19 protein-coding genes are annotated in these 16,854 nt (G+C 49.0%); 13 read left to right on the plus strand and 6 right to left on the minus strand.

The features are described 5' to 3' along the window. Positions 1-49 precede the first annotated feature (49 nt). On the plus strand, positions 50-421 hold the full coding sequence (locus FHS19_RS14070) for an iron chaperone (protein ID WP_183582404.1): 372 nt from the start codon (positions 50-52) through the stop codon (positions 419-421). A 123-nt stretch (positions 422-544) separates the two neighbouring features. Here FHS19_RS14070 and FHS19_RS14075 read toward each other — a convergent pair whose 3' ends face one another. Then, positions 545-1,054, minus strand: coding sequence for an RrF2 family transcriptional regulator (locus FHS19_RS14075; protein WP_183582405.1), 510 nt, complete (start codon positions 1,052-1,054; stop codon positions 545-547). A gap of 157 nt (positions 1,055-1,211) precedes the next feature. On the opposite strand from FHS19_RS14075, the gene FHS19_RS14080 reads away from it, so the two are divergent. The 4 genes from FHS19_RS14080 to FHS19_RS14095 all read left to right on the plus strand — a co-directional run bounded on the left by FHS19_RS14080 (position 1,212) and on the right by FHS19_RS14095 (position 3,821). Beyond that, on the plus strand, positions 1,212-1,580 hold the full coding sequence (locus FHS19_RS14080; RefSeq protein WP_376771875.1) for an NAD(P)H-dependent oxidoreductase: 369 nt from the start codon (positions 1,212-1,214) through the stop codon (positions 1,578-1,580). A 94-nt stretch (positions 1,581-1,674) separates the two neighbouring features. Next, positions 1,675-2,115: an AAA family ATPase gene (locus FHS19_RS14085; RefSeq protein WP_183582407.1), complete on the plus strand. Its 441-nt coding sequence runs from the start codon at positions 1,675-1,677 to the stop codon at positions 2,113-2,115. A gap of 521 nt (positions 2,116-2,636) precedes the next feature. Continuing rightward, positions 2,637-3,242, plus strand: coding sequence for a TetR/AcrR family transcriptional regulator (locus FHS19_RS14090; RefSeq protein ID WP_183582408.1), 606 nt, complete (start codon positions 2,637-2,639; stop codon positions 3,240-3,242). Between the two features lie 141 nt (positions 3,243-3,383). Next, entirely contained in the window at positions 3,384-3,821 is a 438-nt protein-coding gene (locus FHS19_RS14095; RefSeq protein ID WP_183582409.1) for a VOC family protein, read from the plus strand. 155 nt (positions 3,822-3,976) lie between these two features. On the opposite strand, the gene FHS19_RS14100 is transcribed toward FHS19_RS14095, so the two are convergent. After that, complete coding sequence (locus FHS19_RS14100; RefSeq protein WP_183582410.1) at positions 3,977-4,819, minus strand: AraC family transcriptional regulator; 843 nt, start codon at positions 4,817-4,819, stop codon at positions 3,977-3,979. Positions 4,820-4,992: 173 nt separating this feature from the next. Between FHS19_RS14100 and FHS19_RS14105 the strand changes: the two genes are divergently transcribed. After that, positions 4,993-6,384: a family 4 glycosyl hydrolase gene (locus FHS19_RS14105; RefSeq protein ID WP_183582411.1), complete on the plus strand. Its 1,392-nt coding sequence runs from the start codon at positions 4,993-4,995 to the stop codon at positions 6,382-6,384. A gap of 83 nt (positions 6,385-6,467) precedes the next feature. Here the strand turns inward: FHS19_RS14105 and FHS19_RS14110 are convergent, their stop codons facing one another. The 4 genes from FHS19_RS14110 to FHS19_RS14120 form a co-directional block, all read right to left on the minus strand. Then, entirely contained in the window at positions 6,468-6,929 is a 462-nt protein-coding gene (locus tag FHS19_RS14110; RefSeq protein WP_312887223.1) for a hypothetical protein, read from the minus strand. Positions 6,930-6,933: 4 nt separating this feature from the next. Continuing rightward, on the minus strand, positions 6,934-7,725 hold the full coding sequence (locus FHS19_RS14115) for a hypothetical protein (RefSeq protein WP_183582413.1): 792 nt from the start codon (positions 7,723-7,725) through the stop codon (positions 6,934-6,936). A 22-nt stretch (positions 7,726-7,747) separates the two neighbouring features. After that, positions 7,748-8,254, minus strand: coding sequence for a CBO0543 family protein (locus FHS19_RS35630; protein WP_376771903.1), 507 nt, complete (start codon positions 8,252-8,254; stop codon positions 7,748-7,750). Positions 8,255-8,457: 203 nt separating this feature from the next. After that, positions 8,458-9,684: an MFS transporter gene (locus FHS19_RS14120; RefSeq protein WP_183582414.1), complete on the minus strand. Its 1,227-nt coding sequence runs from the start codon at positions 9,682-9,684 to the stop codon at positions 8,458-8,460. Between the two features lie 394 nt (positions 9,685-10,078). Between FHS19_RS14120 and FHS19_RS14125 the strand changes: the two genes are divergently transcribed. The 7 genes from FHS19_RS14125 to FHS19_RS14155 all read left to right on the plus strand — a co-directional run bounded on the left by FHS19_RS14125 (position 10,079) and on the right by FHS19_RS14155 (position 16,849). Continuing rightward, on the plus strand, positions 10,079-10,738 hold the full coding sequence (locus FHS19_RS14125) for a response regulator transcription factor (RefSeq protein ID WP_183582415.1): 660 nt from the start codon (positions 10,079-10,081) through the stop codon (positions 10,736-10,738). Beyond that, the gene (locus FHS19_RS14130) at positions 10,735-12,174 is read left to right on the plus strand and encodes a sensor histidine kinase (protein WP_183582416.1); all 1,440 of its coding nucleotides are present in this window, start codon (positions 10,735-10,737) and stop codon (positions 12,172-12,174) included. Before FHS19_RS14125 ends, FHS19_RS14130 begins: the two co-directional genes overlap by 4 nt. Before the next feature lie 103 nt (positions 12,175-12,277). Continuing rightward, complete coding sequence (locus FHS19_RS14135) at positions 12,278-13,090, plus strand: hypothetical protein (protein ID WP_183582417.1); 813 nt, start codon at positions 12,278-12,280, stop codon at positions 13,088-13,090. Between the two features lie 271 nt (positions 13,091-13,361). Beyond that, positions 13,362-13,658 (plus strand): hypothetical protein, encoded by a 297-nt coding sequence (locus FHS19_RS14140; protein WP_183582418.1) that lies wholly within the window; start codon positions 13,362-13,364, stop codon positions 13,656-13,658. Between the two features lie 120 nt (positions 13,659-13,778). After that, complete coding sequence (locus FHS19_RS14145) at positions 13,779-14,513, plus strand: response regulator transcription factor (RefSeq protein ID WP_183582419.1); 735 nt, start codon at positions 13,779-13,781, stop codon at positions 14,511-14,513. After that, the gene (locus FHS19_RS14150) at positions 14,510-15,580 is read left to right on the plus strand and encodes a HAMP domain-containing sensor histidine kinase (RefSeq protein WP_183582420.1); all 1,071 of its coding nucleotides are present in this window, start codon (positions 14,510-14,512) and stop codon (positions 15,578-15,580) included. Before FHS19_RS14145 ends, FHS19_RS14150 begins: the two co-directional genes overlap by 4 nt. A gap of 30 nt (positions 15,581-15,610) precedes the next feature. Continuing rightward, positions 15,611-16,849 (plus strand): molybdopterin-dependent oxidoreductase, encoded by a 1,239-nt coding sequence (locus FHS19_RS14155; protein WP_183582421.1) that lies wholly within the window; start codon positions 15,611-15,613, stop codon positions 16,847-16,849. Positions 16,850-16,854: the final 5 nt, after the last annotated feature.

Consider the following 16,854-nt stretch of genomic DNA (forward strand, 5'->3'; position numbering starts at 1 on the left):
ACGTAGACAGCTCAACGGTATCTACACCGTAAATATAGGAGGGGACTGTATGGAAGTTTTCAGGGAATATTTAACTCGGATGGATACCCCCGAGCATCGTGCCCGATTGGAAGAAATACTGGATTGGATCACGAAGACGTTCCCAAATTTAATGCCAAAGATTGCGTGGAATCAGCCCATGTTTACCGATCACGGCACATTTATTATTGGCTTCAGTGTTGCCAAACATCATTTGGCTGTTGCACCTGAAAGGGCGGGGATTCTCCATTTTTCAAATGAAATTGGACAAGCTGGCTATGATCACACCAAGGAGTTGGTACGGATCCGGTGGGATCGTCCTGTTGATTATTCCTTACTTGAGAAAATGATCAAATTTAACATTTTGGATAAGGCAGACTGCACAACGTTTTGGCGGGCATAGCCTATTCATAAGGTGCAAACCGCAAGATTACAAGAACATACTTTAGTTAAAAAAGCCGCAGCAATGCGGCTTTTTTATTTTTAATCCATCTGCAGAAACCGGGCTGATTCATTCGCTGCCTACTTAATCTTTATTTTTCTTAAAATAGGCACGGGCATCTTCCCGGGTTTCCTTGGGCAAGGTTCGCTCCAGTTCCTCGTTCATCCACTGCAGTGTCCGGCTTCGCAAAGAATCCCGCATTTTCTCCTCCGCATCCAGCATGACGTTATTGATCAAGCAATCCGAAGGGATACAGGAAGCGCATGTATCGTTATCTTTCTTGCTCCGGTAAAAATAATTTTTATCCTTAATGTTCTGGCATTGAAAAATGGGCTGATCTCCTTCGACGGCCGACACGACGTCCCAGAAAGTTATTGCATCCGGGGTTTTGGCCAATTTGTAGCCGCCCTTGACTCCTGGTACCGAGTCCACAATGCCCGCCTTGGACAGCTTTCCGAAAATTTTGGACAGATACGTCTCCGACAGCCCCTGGTAGGCGGAAAGTTCCTTGATCCCGATCGGACTGTCGACGGGGAGATCAATCAAATATACGAGGCAATGCAAAGCATATTCGACCCCGATACTATACTGCATACAAGCCACCTGCCTCCCGAAAATTTCACTAACCACTATGTTAAAAGCAAATATTTTTGATGTCAAACGCTAGGCGATTGACAACGGTATAATGTCGACATGATTAATCGATGATTATTGTTATCGACAATTATAAATGAGTAGGAGAGGATACATCATGATGAATAAAATGCTGGTTCTGAATGCCCATCCGGATGTGGAATCCACCTCCTCGGTGACCTTGAAGGTGCTCGACACGTATACCCATTCGGGATCCGTAGGCTTGCTCAAGGACGGGCGGAACGTCCTCGTTATTCAGGGAAGCGGATCGAAATACACCAATAACAACTGGTACACGGAAGTGGAGTATTCCCATCAATATCTTCGGTCGATGTTTACTTTTATGGGATTTGACAGCTACGAGATCATTCGGGCGCAGGGGAACGCTGTTTTACCGAAAGAGACAGTTCTGGAGCAGGCCCGACAGGAAGCCGTTCAGGCGGCCGAACGTTTCGTACGCCGTATACCTGACCGCATGACTCGATAAGGGACTCGTATTAAGGTTCGTGAAAAGGGATACGATATAGATCAAGTTGGATCTGACCTACGACTAACCATCATTAGCCAGGAAGGAAAACGTCATGGAATGCGTCATTTTTATTGGGATCCAGGCTTCCGGAAAATCGACATTTTACAAGGAAAAGTTCTTTGCAACTCATATGAGAATCAACCTTGATATGTTAAGAACAAGACACCGGGAGAACGTTTTTCTAGAAGCATCCGTCCGAACCATGCAATCTTTTGTAGTAGACAATACGAATCCTACAGTGGAGGATCGAAAAAAATACATCGATTTCGTGAAAAGACATCATTATCAGGTCATTGGTTACTATTTCGAACCCGATTACGAGTTGTCCCATGAGCGTAACAACAAGAGGGAAGGGAAACAAAAGGTGCCTGAGATCGGAATAAAAAGTACTTTGAAGAAACTGCAGGTGCCGTCTTATCATGAGGGGTTTAATGAGCTGTATATAGTCAAGTCACGGAACGATCGGTTTGAGATCCGAAAATTATCTTTGTGAGACAACCTTACCGTGCGCCGTTAGCAGCACGGTTTTTTATTTGTGAAAAACTGTTTTGAAAGGTATCGGCTAAGCCCTCACCGGCAGGTTGTATCCAGGCTGATTTTACTAGCCGATAACCATGCGGCTTGATGGCGGGGAGTGAACGCAGTAAGCACTTTTGTGGTGCTGTGCTGTGGTTTCTAATCCTTTCCGGTCAACAGTCGTCTTCCGAGCTGCAGCCTCGCTTCGAGCTCGATCCGGCTTTTGCAATCCTCGCAGTAATCCATTCCATTTCGGTTTCGTTTCGCGCGGTCATAAGCTGGAGTGCCCTCGAAGACATTAAATGCCCTTTTGCAGCTATAACAGATCAATTGAAAACGAAATCCATTAGGTTGGTCTTGCATCGAAATCCCCTCCCGCAAATGTCCAGCTTCCTTGACTTGGTAACTACGAACGCGGTATAACTAAAAAAACTAAATAACACACTGTGCTTTTTATAATAATACAGTGTGTTAAAATAAATCAAGGGGCGTTGATCCGTGCCGAAAATTGTGGACCATGACCAAAAAAGAAAACGGATTGCCGAATCGGCATGGAGAATTATTGAAACAGAAGGGATCGAGCATGCGTCAATCCGCGCCGTCGCCGCTGCGGCAGGGGTGTCGCCTGGGGCCTTGCGGCATTATTTTTCAACGCAGGATGAGCTGCTTCTATTTATCGTGGATTATTATTTGACGAGAGGAGCCGACAGAGCAAAAGGGATAGAGATAAGCCGTATTCCGATGAAAGCTGCACTGGAAGTGCTTTTAGAACTCCTCCCTATGGATTCGGACAAACGAACGGCAGCCAGCGTCTGGTGGGTATTCGCCATCCGTTCCCTCACGAGCCCGGCGTTACAAAATAAAAAGGACGAGCTCACGGACGGGCTACACCACCTGGCGAAAACCGTTCTCGATCTTCTGGCTAAGGCAGAACTTCTTCCCTCATCGATGGACATGGAGCTCGAAACCTTTAGATTGGCCTCGGTCATCGAAGGCTTAACAATCCTCGCATTGCTTCGGCCGGAGATCTACGCCCCGGAAACCGTTGAACGAATCATCGTCCGCCATCTTCAGGAGCTGTGCGCACACGATATCAATAAATGAACAACAAGATAGTTCATCAAACTCAACATAGCAAAGGAAAAGAAATTGCAGTGTGTTCTATATGGTAATATAGGTTGAGCTGATTAGAGTCTTTCAAGTGCGATCCGCAGCATTATTCATGGGAATAAGGAGTGGTGTGGAATGAAAGTCCAAAAGATAGATCATGTGGGTATAAACGTAAATGATCTCTCTGCTGCCAAAGCGTTTTTTCTCGATATAGGCTTTGAGGTGCGGGCCGAATGGGAGATGGAAGGCGAGCTGTTGGATCGGGTTGTCGGGCTTCGTGGCGCAAAAACAGCCTGCATAGCTTTGGGAGCGTCAGACAGCCAAGCCTGGATCGAGCTGGTCAAATATGATCATCCGTCAGATGAAAATGAAATTCAGCAGACTCATGCCAACACGCCCGGTATCCGGCATATCGCCATTGAGGTTGAAGACATTGAAGCCATCGTAGCCAAATTGAAGCAGAAGGGCATGGAAACCTTTAGTGAGATTCAGCAATATGAACAAAGTTACAAGTTGTGCTATGTTCGTGGGCCGGAAGGAATCATTTTGGAGTTGGCAGAGAAGGTTAAATGAATATATGGGGAACAGATCTTAAAGCCGCAACGAAGCGGCTTTTTGTATGGGATCGATACATGAATCCATCTAATCGAATGAATCAGGCACCAACGAACCAAGGAGGGAAATCGCGTCTCAGGCGTATGGAAGGTTGAACGCGCAGAGAACCAGGGTTACTCGAATTTTGAAGGAGGCACATTGTAATATTTTTTGAAGGCCTTTGAAAAGGTAAACGGATCCGGATACCCGAGGAAGCCTGCGATCTGTTGGATCGTGTATTTTTTGGCGTAGAGATAATCTCTTGCCCGGTTCATTTTGATTTGGGAAATGTACTGTCCCGGCGTGATGCCTACAGTTTTCTTGAAATAGGAGATAAAGTACTTTTCGGAGACGCCAACAAGCGCAGCGAGCTCAGTCATCCGAATAGAACGGTGCAGATTTGCATCCACATACTGGAACACGTCCTGCAGTACATTTAGGCTTCCTTCGGTCTTTCCCGGTTTCCCGCCGTTCAGGAACGTGCCGGCATAGACGCCTTGCCCGTGAAGCTCAAGGATCTTGGCGATGACGGCGAGGAGGCAGGCTTTTAAGTAAAGCTGGTTCCCCGGTGTGCCGTTGCCCTGTTTCAACCGTCGATAGGCATGGGTGAACAACGCCGCTTCCTCCCGGATCAGTCCGCTTGGAACGATACCTGGGAGTTGGAACTCGCCTAGTATTCGCTGTTGTTCACGGATCCCGAAATTGAAGTGTACATAGATGAATCGGCAGCCGTCCCCGGTCGTCGAAGCGATATAGGGCATATCGGGATAAAAAAATACCGCATCTCCCGGACCTGCCGTATGTTCGGAACCGCCGATCGTCACCTTGACGGAGCCCGATTGAATGAACCACAGATCGTAATCGGGATGAGACTTGTGTTCGGTCCAATCCTTATCGTGAGCTTGTTCTAAATAGGAGCTTATGCCCAGCGTGACATACTCCGAAAGTTCATTGAGTATACTCATGTTTGCATTCATCAGGTGGCTCGGACTCCTTTACCGTATGACATTCCTGGGATATAACTTAGTATATCAAAGGATTAAAGAGTTGTTAATAATAATACTTTATGACATGCACTTGAAACTATCTCACATTCCGTTTTCCGGCCATCCTCCTATAATGGACTTATATCATAGGAGGAGGGTTATTTGTGAACGGTGTGAATATGCAGCAGCCTAAGGTTGTCGTCATCGGGGCCGGCAGTCTATTTTTCGGTCGCCAGTCGATTTGGCAGATGGTCCATTCCCCATACTTGAATCAGGGAACGCTTGCTTTGGTGGATACGGACGAGGAACGACTCTCGAAAATGGTAAAACTTGCGGAGATGGTGGCCCAGGAGAACAACGTATCTTTGAAGGTGGAGGGCTCGACGGACCGAAGACAGGTGCTTCCGGGGGCTGACTTTGTCGTACTCAGCTTTGCAGAGCAATCGGTCAAATATCGGGGCATCGACTGCCAAGTATCATTAAAATACGGCATTCGCATGTGCTCTGGGGATACGATCGGACCCGGCGGGATATTTCGGGCGATGCGGGAGCTGCCGGTTATTATGGAATGTGCCAGAGACATTGAAGAGCTGTGCCCCGACGCTTGGGTGATCAACTATATCAACCCGTCTACCGTGCATGGTATCGCGTTACACCGCTATGCGCCGAATCTCAAATCGTTCGCGCTGTGCGACAGCCACCATATGCCGCATAAAAAGGCCTATTATGCAGTACGGGCGGGAATTATCGGGGGCAGAAGCGAGTACAGCGAGGAGATCGACCGGAAATTCGACTTCCGCGTTGCCGGCGTCAATCATTTCACGTGGCTGCTGAAAGCGGAATTCGAAGGGAAAAATGTCATGCCCACGATCGCGGAGGCGATGCGCAAAGCGGCTGGCGAGGAGAACAACGGCGGAGACCGTGGGGCAAAGGCGCTACATAACGACGCTATTACGTATGAGCTGTACGATATTTTCGGATATATTCCTACCTGCACAGCCCATACCAAGGAATACGTCCGTTATTGGCAAGGTCACGGCAAGACGCCGGATGCCATTCCGCCGTTATCTATTTGGGAGACGGAGGATCGGTATCAGCGTCATGACGAGATGTGGCGGCAGGTAGACGACTTCCTTGCAGGGAATGTTCCGATTGCCGATTACATGAGTACCTTCGGCCCGGATCACGCGACGGATATTATCGAAAATATGGTGGGCAACTTGGGGAAACGGTTCTTCATCAATACGCTTAATGGCGGCGCGGTCACGAATATGAGCGACGACTCCTTCCTGGAGCTGCTGTGCGACGTGAGCATGGACGGGGCGAAGCCGGTCCATGTAGGCGAGATGCCGCGGGGAATTCGGGGCATGCAGGAGCTTGTGCTGGATACGCATGAGCTCACGGCGGAAGCCGTCGTGGAGCAGAGCTATGAGAAGCTGAGAAGAGCGATGCTGACGGATCCGCTCGTGAACTCGATCAGCGATGCAGACCGGATCATCAAAGAACTGCTGGCACTTGAGCGAGAGATGATCCCTGATGCTTGGTACCAAGATTAAACGAGTCTTGACCAGATTCGGAGTCATGAAGCGTCGGTATATAAGCGAAAAAAGCCGCATCGTTGCGGCTTTTTTGTATTTTCTTAAACGATCCGTGCTGTTCCGAACGCATAATGATGCCATAAAATATCTTCCACCGTATCAGCTTGCTCTTCCTCGCACTCAATTAAGAGGATGACTTCCGAATTTTTCCCCCGTAACAGACGCTGCTGCTTTTTAATGACTTTGTAATAGAACAAGTCGATGCACACCCCAAGGATAAAACCAACTGACGTGCCGATCAAGCCGCAGAATATCGGCCCCCAAGCCAGCTTAAAACCGACACTGGCTCCAACGACGGCAAACGCCGTTCCAAGCGCTGCTCCTGTGCTGATCAATGAAATGCCGTCCGCGTTGTGAATGCTGTCAAACAATCGCCGCTCCGTTTTGCGGTTCGTTAACGGTACAGCGAAGATGTTCTCTTTATGTATTCCGTTTTTTTCCAAGACCGTTAGCGCTAACTCTAAATTGGTGGAATGCTCAAACGTCGAAAAGATCTGTACCACCGGCTTACACCTCCACTTTTCCCTTTTTGACATGAAAAGAGCGGTCTTGGTAATGATTGATTAGGAATTCCTTTTGCTCGTTGTTAAAAAGCTTGTTGTTTTCCACGGTATTGATATACGAATCATACGCTGCAAATCCCCACATGGAGGGCATAAACAGCAGCCATTGGATGTCAAGCACGGCCGTTGATTCGGTGATTTGACCGAGAAACAGGTAATGGACAGACAAAAGAAGCTTGGAGAAATATATAAATAGGATCGTCCAAGTAAGTGCGAAAAACGCAGTGAGCAGGCGATGGATGTGCAGCTGCCCAAGTCCTGGCATAAATAAGGACCAGATGACCGACATGGCGGGTTGTCGTTTGTCCAAATAATTGATCTCCATCGCTCCGATAGCAAACGAGTTAAAAGGCGCACCTTCTTTTTCGGCGAGCAAATAAACTTTGTTCATATCGACCGATGTCCGGTAGCTGTCCCAAATGCCGAACAGATAGACCGGAATATACATGAGCATCCACCTGGGTTCGAGTACCTCTTTTGCTGCCTCAATATTTCCGCAAAACGAATGTACCATGGCCAGGTTGATTTTTGCGTTGGAATTGACAATCACTTCCCAGATAAACAAGGAGAGCCCACGTAAATATTTGCTTAACAGGAGGTGCCCAAAACCCGGAAAAGCCGCAGACCACCAAGCAATGACATACGGATTGCGGATATGAAACTGGGTGGTGCCGGCAATGGAAATATGGGCTTTGTAGCGGCGGAAGCCGTTTTCGACATTTCTGTAATTATCCACGAACGATCCTCCATAAACACACTTAACGATTTGCTGATTGCTTCCTCACGAGTTTCAGATTACAAACAAGAATTAAGAATATAAAGGGATATAACACAGCTGAATACCACAGCTTCCAACCGTTGTAATAAAAAAAGTCAGTCTGCAAGGTTAGCCATTCAAAGCTGACAGAAAATACTGACCATACAAAAATGTATATCATTTTGAACCGCATTCTCTTATGAAAAGGGAAAAAATTCAAGAACAGAAAGCTGACGGATGGGAAATACATGATAATCGCCAGCATTGACGGCCACTGGAAGCCAGGAGAAAGATAACCATAGAGATTATAATGCAGGTCGAATACCACATCCGTTGTAAGACCGAATGCGTAGGCAAAAAAGGAAGTAGCGTAAATCTCGATCCTGCTTAAGTTTTTTGGGACGAAAAAAGATACAATGTCCAGGATTAAAAAAAATACAAATACATAGACCATGTTTATTGACCACTTCCCATTTTGATGCGGCGCCGTTATGTGCCTGATTAGCATTATGGGATGATTAAGACGATAATAAACCCCATTCACTGAAGAGATAAAAAAGCCCTTGGCGATGGTGCCAAGGACTTATCCGATTTATCAACGGTGAAACCATTGGGATCCATTTCTGTTAGACAAACGAATGGGGGGTTAGATCTAGTGAGATGGGATGAAGCAAGCATGAATAACGTTCGCTCCCCAAAGAACTCCAGTTCCTACCCTTCTTCCGTCGAGTACGTCTTCAGGTTCCGAAGAACAGGGAAAAGCCAATACATCCAGATTACGGCAACGGCTAGGGTGCCAACGCCGCCGATGATGGTCGCCGGCACGGCTCCGACTAACCCGGCCATCGTACCGGATTCAAATTCGCCGAGCTGATTGGAAGTGCCGATGAACAGTGAGTTCACGGCATTGACCCGGCCCTGCATGTCTTGCGGCGTGTTCACCTGTACAAGCGTCGAACGGATCACGACGCTGACGACGTCGGCAGCGCCAGTGAGAAACAACGCAAAGAGCGAAAGCCAGATGTTGCGGGAGATACCAAACAGGATGGTCGCCAAGGCAAACACCACGAGTGAGGCAAACAGCGTTTTGCCAATGGCTTTCTCAATCGAAATACGCGTAAGAATCAGCGAAACGACGATCGCCCCGACGGCTGGTGCGGAGCGAAGCAGGCCGAGTCCGGTCGAACCGGTCTTCAGGATTTCGTCGGCAAAGATCGGCAGCAATGCCGTCGCGCCGCCGAGCAGAACGGCGAACAGATCGAGCGAGATGGTGCCCAGGATGATTTTACGGGCGAATACGAACCGGAGACCGCTGAAGAAGGTTTCGATGCCGACGGAATCCAGCTTTTTCACGAAATGAACGGTCTTAACGAAGAAAATCAGTACGACGGATATAAGGAGCGCGACCAGCGTTGTTATGTAGGCGGTAGAGATGCCCCAGATCACGAGTAGGCCCCCGAGCGAAGGCCCGACGATCATCGCCGTTTGCATCCCCGAGGCGGACCAGGCGGCTGCCTGCGGCAGCTGCTCACGGTCAACGATATCCGGCACAAGGGCGGCGGAAGCCGGGCCTTCGAAGGTACGACAGGCGCCGAGAATGGCAGCGGCGATCAACAAATGGATGGAGGTGATCCAGCCCTCCAAGCTGCTGATGACGAGTAAGACGACGACAGCGCACTCCATGAGTTGGCAAAGATAGACGATGGTACGGCGATCATAGCGATCCGCCGTCTGCCCGGCCGGCAGCGTCAGCAGCAGCATAGGCACGAACTGGGCCAGGCCGACAAAGCCGAGCTGAAAGGCGCTGTCCGTCAGTGCGTACATCTGCCAGCCAATGACGACGGACAGAATTTGAAACGCGCTGGCCGAGAAAATCCGTGCGATCCATAAGCGCAAAAACGAGCGGTTATGGAGCACGGACGAAGTGTTTACATTCAATGCAAGTCATCCTTTCTTGGTGTAAAAAAATGCCGAACGCATAGTTTCGGTGAAGCGAAACTATGTATTTGTTTACATAGTGCTAATTCATTTTATATGAAATGAAAAAAAGAAGGAAGGGAGGAGCAAAAAATCATCGTCTGAAATAGGAGATTACATAAGTGATCTTGTAGCGAAATTTTTGCGTTCTACGAAGCAGGACGTTTACATGAATTACCAAGTCTGCTCGGATTTCGCACGTGCTAAAATGGCGCTACAGTGATTCCTTTTCCTGTCACTTACACCTCATCACACCTAAATAAAGTTTACAACTTGTTTACAACTTGGAGATAGGTTCGTGTGCCATTTCATCTATCATCAAGGAGGAAGGAAATCATATCTGAGAGGTATTGAAATGGAAAAAATAATCATCATTGAAGATGACCCGGCGATTTCCGATCTGATCAAACTGAATCTTGAATTGGCAGGATACGATTGCCGGCAGGCTTACAGCGGTCAAGAAGCGCAATGCATTCTCACAGATTTTTCGCCCGATTTGGTGCTGCTGGATATCTCTCTACCCGACATGGAGGGGTACGAGCTATTGGACCGCTTCAAGAACAGCGAAGTGCCGGTGATTTTCCTGACGGCCCGAAGCGCCCTTATCGATAAGGTAAAAGGATTGAAGATGGGGGCCGATGACTATATCGTCAAGCCTTTTGAAGCAATGGAGCTGCTGGCCAGAATCGAAGCGGTGCTTCGCCGTTACGGCAGGAAAAGCGATCGCATGGATTTCGGGGGGCTCGAGATTGATCTGGAGGAACGCACGGTCAAGCGAGATGGCTTCATCGTCGATCTTACGTTGAAAGAATACGAGCTGCTCCTGCTTCTCATCCACAACCGAAACAAAGCCCTGTCCAGGGAAAAAATTCTTGAACATGTCTGGGACTACGAGTATATCGGCGAGACGAGAACCGTCGATATTCATATCCAAAAAATACGCAAAAAGCTGGGGTGGGAAGACCGGATTAAGACCGTCTATAAATTCGGTTACCGGCTCGAGGTTCTCTCATGAAGCTGTGGCTGAAAGTGTTCTGGTGCACCTTCCTTCTCTTTGAAGTGCTGTTTAATGCAGCTTCCTTTTACCTGATCCAGCATAATTTCAATCACAATCAGGTAAGGGAAGTCGATAGAGGTTTATCGGAGCAGCATATAATAACCGCTCAAATCGAAACAGACTGGTCGTATATCAACAATTTGAACCAGCTGCTGAATACCACAAAAGAAGGTGTAGACGAGTTTTTGCAGCATAACGCATCCAAGTACCTGAAATCCTTTGATCCGGGCAATGCATCTATTGAAATTAAGAACAATCGGAATCAAACGGTATTCACCAATTTATCCGAAACGGTTGCCGGCCCGAGACCTGAGCTTGAAGTAGAAGAGCCCGGGGACAGAAAATATATCATTCGCAGCTTCGGCCATAAGAGCGTTTTGTTTGTCGCCGGCGTGCTCACTCTGAGCGGGAGCGATTTTAAGCTCACATACAGCCTGGATTTGACCGGCATTTATGAGGATAAGAACGCGCAGATCCGAAATTTTATCAGAATCAATATTGTCATTACCGTCGTCCTGGCTGCCGGCCTGTACGGATTGATTTGGTTTCTCACACGCTCCATCCGCATGCTCACCAGATCCGCACAGACGATAGCTTCGGGCCGGTATACGCATCGCGTTAACGTGATCTCGAGGGACGAGATTGGCCTGCTTGCGGAGCAGTTCAACAAAATGGCAGAGGCGATCGAGGAAAAAGTCAATGCGTTGGAGACGACCGACAGGAACAAGCAGCGGTTTATTCATTACTTGACGCATGAGTTAAAGACGCCGCTTACTTCCATTATCGGATACGCCGACTTGCTCAGAACGGCGACATTTAATGAAGAAGTGTTCTACAAGTCCCTCCATTATATATACAGCGAAGGAAAACGGCTGGAGAGCCTCGCTTTTAAACTCATGGACCTCATTCTGTTCGAAAATAACGAACCCCGGATGACCGTCTGGGAGATGGAAACGGTACTTGAAGAGTCCGTGCAAACGATGAGACCGCAGCTGGAAAAGGCGCAGGTGGGTTTGTCCATGACCGTAGAAGCCATAAGACTGCCGATGGAAAAAGATTTGATCCAAATTCTATGCACCAATCTGATCGACAATTCCATTAAAGCTTCGAATGCCGGAGACCGCATCCGTATCCGCGGGTACAAGACAAACGACCACCAATATGTCATCGAAGTGCAGGACGAAGGTATCGGGATACCCGAACAGGATATCCCGAACGTGTTTGAGCCGTTTTTCAAGGTGGATCAAGCTCGCTCGCAGACGAACCGCGGCGCCGGATTGGGACTTGCTATTTGTGCCGAAATCGTCAGGCTGCATAAGGGTGAGCTCGACATTCAAAACCGCTTGAACGAAGGAACCGTCGTTCGGATCATCCTTCCCGGATCATACAACTAATTTACAACTTGCCGATAGTTATGAAATAAGGCGCTTTTATAATGAAAGTGCAAGTTGGAAATGCGCATCCCAACTGCAAATCTCAAATCCGGAGGCATAGAACATGAAACTTTTCGAAGCAGTCACAAGCAAAAAAATAACCGGTACCGTCCTGGCGTCGGCGCTCGTCATCGCCAGCTTCGGCACCATGACCGCATTTGCGGCAAAGGGAAGCGACGCCATTCCGAAAAATACGGTCATGACGGCGCCTGCACTGACTGACACGTCGGTTACATCATCGGACAAAGCCCAGGGAACGATTGAATACGGTAAGACCACTTATTCGAGAACCGACGGCAGTCAGAACGTTACAATGGAACATTGGTATAATCCGCAAACGAAGGATTTCAGATCGGATGTAAGGGATTATTCAGCCGATCATCAGCTGCTGAGCTATAAAAGCACTTACTTTCTCAACGGCAACAACGTCATGGTCGTGATTCAGCGGGACCCAAACGGCGATCCCGTCAGCGGGAAAATGCTCAAGAGATCCGATGATCCAAAGCCTTTCGAACCGTCGGACAAAAAAAATCTCGGTTTTAGCGGCGTAAAGAACAATTATAAAGCCAGCTATTGGACATCCGTCGGAACCGAGCAAACGCCCGGCGGGAAAACTCTGAATAAGCTTATGAGAGACAGCTATCAGTCCTATATTGACGACAACACGCTGGCCAATATGCAGTACATTGTGTATGTAGATCAGAAATCCGGCTTTCCGGTCAAGGAAGAGCTTTATGAGGATTCCACCGGAACATTCAAGCTCTTCAGCAGCGATACAGAAGAATATCAATACGTATCGGATGACGGATCCATCTTCAATACAAGCGGGGTAACGCTTACCCCGGTCAAAACTTCCGCCGAAGTTGCAGCAAAATAATCGGCTTACGGATTAGGCGCAAATTCTGTGTGACACTAAACAGCCCTCACCTAAAGGTGGGGGCTGTTTACGTGCTCTGGGAGGTGCTTAGTCCGGCGGATCAATGTACGTACAATTAGTTAAATGAAATCACGTGTTTGTTCGATCTGCCTGTAAGACTTTCTTAATCTTTTGTTAAGGGAATCGCAAGGGGTTCGTTCTTGTATGGTTAGCATTATCCATTAAGATGATTGCATGCGGCGGAATATAAAACAAATCAGGAGGTAACAGGATGAAGAAATTATTTTGGTCCATAATGCTCATTGGAAGCGTCCTCTCTTTAAGTGCCTGCAGTTCTGGGGATAAGGATATGGGTAATCAGATGACGAGTGAAGGCAACCATGTTCAAAACGAAATGGGCGGAACCGACACAAAGGATATGATGGGCAGCCAGGATATGAAAGAAGAAAACATGAACAGTGAAGACACAAACATGATGGAACCATCGCAAAAAGGGATGGGCACGGATCATAGTGACATGCCGGAGAAAGATGCGACGACAAACGGCATGGGCAAAGGCGGCATGTAGAAAACCTATGAAAAAGTCGAAACGGGCGCAAGCGCAGGATAACCTTGTGCCTGTCCAAACGGCTGCGAATCACTTATAATCGAGCACAAATAAGGATGCAGCTTAATTGGAGGAACCGACATGAGCGTGAACATTGTAGTAGCGGATGATGAACGTAATATTACCGATGTGTGTCAGCGGTATTTGGAGCGCGAGGGCTGGACCGTTTGGGTAGCGGAGGACGGCGAGGAGGCTATCAGGCTGTGGGAGGAACATCGTCCGGATTTGCTGGTGCTTGATCTGATGATGCCCAAGCTTGGCGGACTAGACATCTGCGACCGGGTACGTCAAACCGATGAAACCCCGATCATCATGCTCACGGCACGGGGTGAAGAGGCCGACCGGCTGCTGGGTCTTACGATGGGTGCCGATGACTATATGACGAAACCGTTTAGTCCCAGAGAGCTGGTACTTCGTGTCAAAAATATTTTAAGAAGGGCGGGTATACACTCGGGAACCGCCACAAAGGGAATGCAATCAAACAACGGCAACGGGCCTGATTTGACGATCGAGTTTGAAGGGCTTGCGATTTTCCCGCAAGAAAGACGGGTGACCGTCTGGGGGGAAGAAGTAGAGCTGACCGCCAAGGAATTCGATCTCCTTCATTTACTTGCCGAATACCCCGGCAAAGTGTTCTCACGAAGCCAGGTCCTTAGTCAACTATGGGATGTTGCTTATGATGGGGACACGACTACCGTGACGGTTCATATTCGCCGTCTTCGGGAAAAGATTGAAGCAAACCCCTCTGACCCTGTATGGATCAAGACAGTATGGGGAATTGGATATAAGCTGGAAGGCAAGGGATCGGACCGATGAAGCTGCGCACCTGGTTATGGCTTGCGAATGCAATCAGCATCGCCTGCATAATTTTTTTACTGACGGCGTTCTACCGTTACATGCTGCTGAGTATGGAGCAGTTTCTGTGGCTGACGGCGGCTACGATCGGAGCCGGAGCCGCATCCGCACTGCTGCATTTCGTACTGGTCCGCCCCCTGGAAGCTTCGGTAAAGCGGCTCGGCGAAGGTGCGGGGAGGATTGCCGCCGGCGACCTGAAGGCCCGGGTTCCCCAAACGGGATTGAAGGAATTTAAGCAACTTGCAGAGCAGTTTAATCATATGGGAAGCAGTCTTGAGGAGAGCTTCCGCCAGATAAGGGCGGCCGAATCAGCGCAGCGGGAGCTTGTGGCGAACATGGCGCATGATTTAAGAACCCCGCTCGCCTCCGTCCAGTCTTATGCGGAGGCACTGGAGGATGGCGTTATCCAAGACGAGGAGACCTTCCGCAACTACCTTTCCACCATTCGCTCGGAGACCGTAAGGCTTGGGGAGTTGATCCAGGATATATTTGAATTGTCAACGCTTGACGCGGGGAGGCGCGGAACGGGTGCAGAGCGGTTGTCGATTGCCGAGGACGTCCTCGTGGAGCTTCTGGTGAGATTCACCATGCCGATGGAAGCGAAATCGCTTCAGCTTAAGGTGAAGCTCCCCGAGCAGCCGCTCCGTATTCGGATCGCACCGCAGCATCTAGAACGAATATTGCAGAACCTGCTTGAAAATGCCGTCAGGCACTCCCCCCGTCACGGTCTGATTATGATTGAAGCCGAGCAAACAGGGGAACTAGACGGATACATGGTCAAGTTTACCGTGTCGGATGAGGGTGAAGGAATTGCGGATGAAGAGAAGGAACGGGTTTTTGACCGGTTCTATCGTTCGGACCGCTCACGAAGCAGGGAAGGTGGAGGAGCGGGACTCGGCTTGTCGATTGCCAAACGCATGGTTGAGCAGTACGGAGGTCAAATCGGCGTTAGAGATAACGGGCTTCAGGGAAGCGCGTTCTGGTTTACCGTGTGTCCGGATTCTGATCGATTAACGGCATGTGAATGAAACCCGCGATGCGGAAAGGCGGAAGCAAGCATGAGAGGAATAATGGAGCGTATTCGCCGTGATTACGGCAAGAAGCTAGTCTCGCTTCATGCCTGGAACGGCTGGATCGTCGCCATCTTAGCGCTGACAGGACTTGTTCTTATCAGCGGATTCTGGCGAGGATTCCTGGGCGAAGGCAGAGTTTGGATCAAATGGGGCCATGTTACTGTCGGTATCCTGTCGATCCTGCCGGTCATTTATTATCTGTTCCTGGCGGGGAAGCACTGGAAGAAGCTGAAGAAGAGACCTTGGCAGCGGTTTAACGTGCTGGTCGTCCTAGGACTGCTCTTGGGCTGGTTTGCTTCAGGCATCCTATTGTGGCAGTTCCGGATGGCCGGGCCAAGAGCAACGAACATGGCGCTGGTCCTGCATGACGTATTGACCTGGATAGGTCTTCCATACATCATTTATCATTCGGTAACAAGATTGAAGTGGCTCAAGGCAGCTGAACGTCGAAGCATAGTTAAACGCACAGACATTGAAAAGAAGGTGGAAGGCGTATCCCAGCCGCCATTTTATACACGGAGGGCATTTATTCGCGGAGCAATCGGAGCCGGGCTGGCGGTAACCCTGGGCCCGTCTTTTATGAAATGGCTGGTTTACTCGCTCGGCAGCGCGGGTGGGAGTAACTCCATCGACCAGCTAATCAAGGACAACGCCAACTCACTGATGCCTGACCCCATTCCGCTGCCAGCGTCCATGCCGCCTGCTGGAGGCGGGGCGCAAGGCCATTTTCGAGTCTACACGGTTGCGCCGATTCCGATGTTTACGAATAAGAACTGGTCTTTTACGATCAACGGGCTTGTCGAGAAAAGCATGAAATGGGATTGGGAACAGTTCGTCAATTTAAAGCGGTCCGTGCAGGTCAGCGATTTTCACTGCGTCACAGGGTGGTCGGTCTATAAGAACACCTGGGAGGGAATCCCGCTCGCACAACTGCTTCAATTAGCCGGAGTTAAACCAGGGGCAAAAAACGTCAAATTCTACTCAGGTGACGGTGTCTACACGGACACGCTGACACTGGAGCAAGCGTCTATGGATGACGTTATGGTCGCTGTTATGCATGACGGCAAGCCGATTCCTAGCGACCTGGGCGGGCCCGTACGCCTGATCGTCCCCAGGATGTATGCCTACAAATCCGTCAAATGGCTGAACAGAATCGAGCTGATATCAGAAAATCATATCGGCTATTGGGAAGAGCGCGGATATTCGAATGACGCCTGGGTATAGATGAA

It is taken from the genome of Paenibacillus rhizosphaerae, assembly GCF_014192015.1.
GTDB classification, from domain to species: domain Bacteria; phylum Bacillota; class Bacilli; order Paenibacillales; family Paenibacillaceae; genus Paenibacillus_AQ; species Paenibacillus_AQ rhizosphaerae.

Excerpts from the sequence above, each read along its gene's own strand:
- FHS19_RS14130 (WP_183582416.1), top strand. The coding sequence starts at position 10,735 with ATGAAGCTGTGGCTGAAAGTGTTCTGGTGCACCTTCCTTCTCTTTGAA.
- FHS19_RS14155 (WP_183582421.1), top strand. The coding sequence starts at position 15,611 with ATGAGAGGAATAATGGAGCGTATTCGCCGTGATTACGGCAAGAAGCTA.
- FHS19_RS14080 (WP_376771875.1), top strand. The coding sequence starts at position 1,212 with ATGATGAATAAAATGCTGGTTCTGAATGCCCATCCGGATGTGGAATCC.
- FHS19_RS14075 (WP_183582405.1), bottom strand. The coding sequence starts at position 1,054 with ATGCAGTATAGTATCGGGGTCGAATATGCTTTGCATTGCCTCGTATAT.
- FHS19_RS14145 (WP_183582419.1), top strand. The coding sequence starts at position 13,779 with ATGAGCGTGAACATTGTAGTAGCGGATGATGAACGTAATATTACCGAT.
- FHS19_RS14125 (WP_183582415.1), top strand. The coding sequence starts at position 10,079 with ATGGAAAAAATAATCATCATTGAAGATGACCCGGCGATTTCCGATCTG.
- FHS19_RS14070 (WP_183582404.1), top strand. The coding sequence starts at position 50 with ATGGAAGTTTTCAGGGAATATTTAACTCGGATGGATACCCCCGAGCAT.
- FHS19_RS14095 (WP_183582409.1), top strand. The coding sequence starts at position 3,384 with ATGAAAGTCCAAAAGATAGATCATGTGGGTATAAACGTAAATGATCTC.
- FHS19_RS14135 (WP_183582417.1), top strand. The coding sequence starts at position 12,278 with ATGAAACTTTTCGAAGCAGTCACAAGCAAAAAAATAACCGGTACCGTC.
- FHS19_RS14085 (WP_183582407.1), top strand. The coding sequence starts at position 1,675 with ATGGAATGCGTCATTTTTATTGGGATCCAGGCTTCCGGAAAATCGACA.
- FHS19_RS14100 (WP_183582410.1), bottom strand. The coding sequence starts at position 4,819 with ATGAATGCAAACATGAGTATACTCAATGAACTTTCGGAGTATGTCACG.
- FHS19_RS14150 (WP_183582420.1), top strand. The coding sequence starts at position 14,510 with ATGAAGCTGCGCACCTGGTTATGGCTTGCGAATGCAATCAGCATCGCC.
- FHS19_RS14140 (WP_183582418.1), top strand. The coding sequence starts at position 13,362 with ATGAAGAAATTATTTTGGTCCATAATGCTCATTGGAAGCGTCCTCTCT.
- FHS19_RS35630 (WP_376771903.1), bottom strand. The coding sequence starts at position 8,254 with ATGCTAATCAGGCACATAACGGCGCCGCATCAAAATGGGAAGTGGTCA.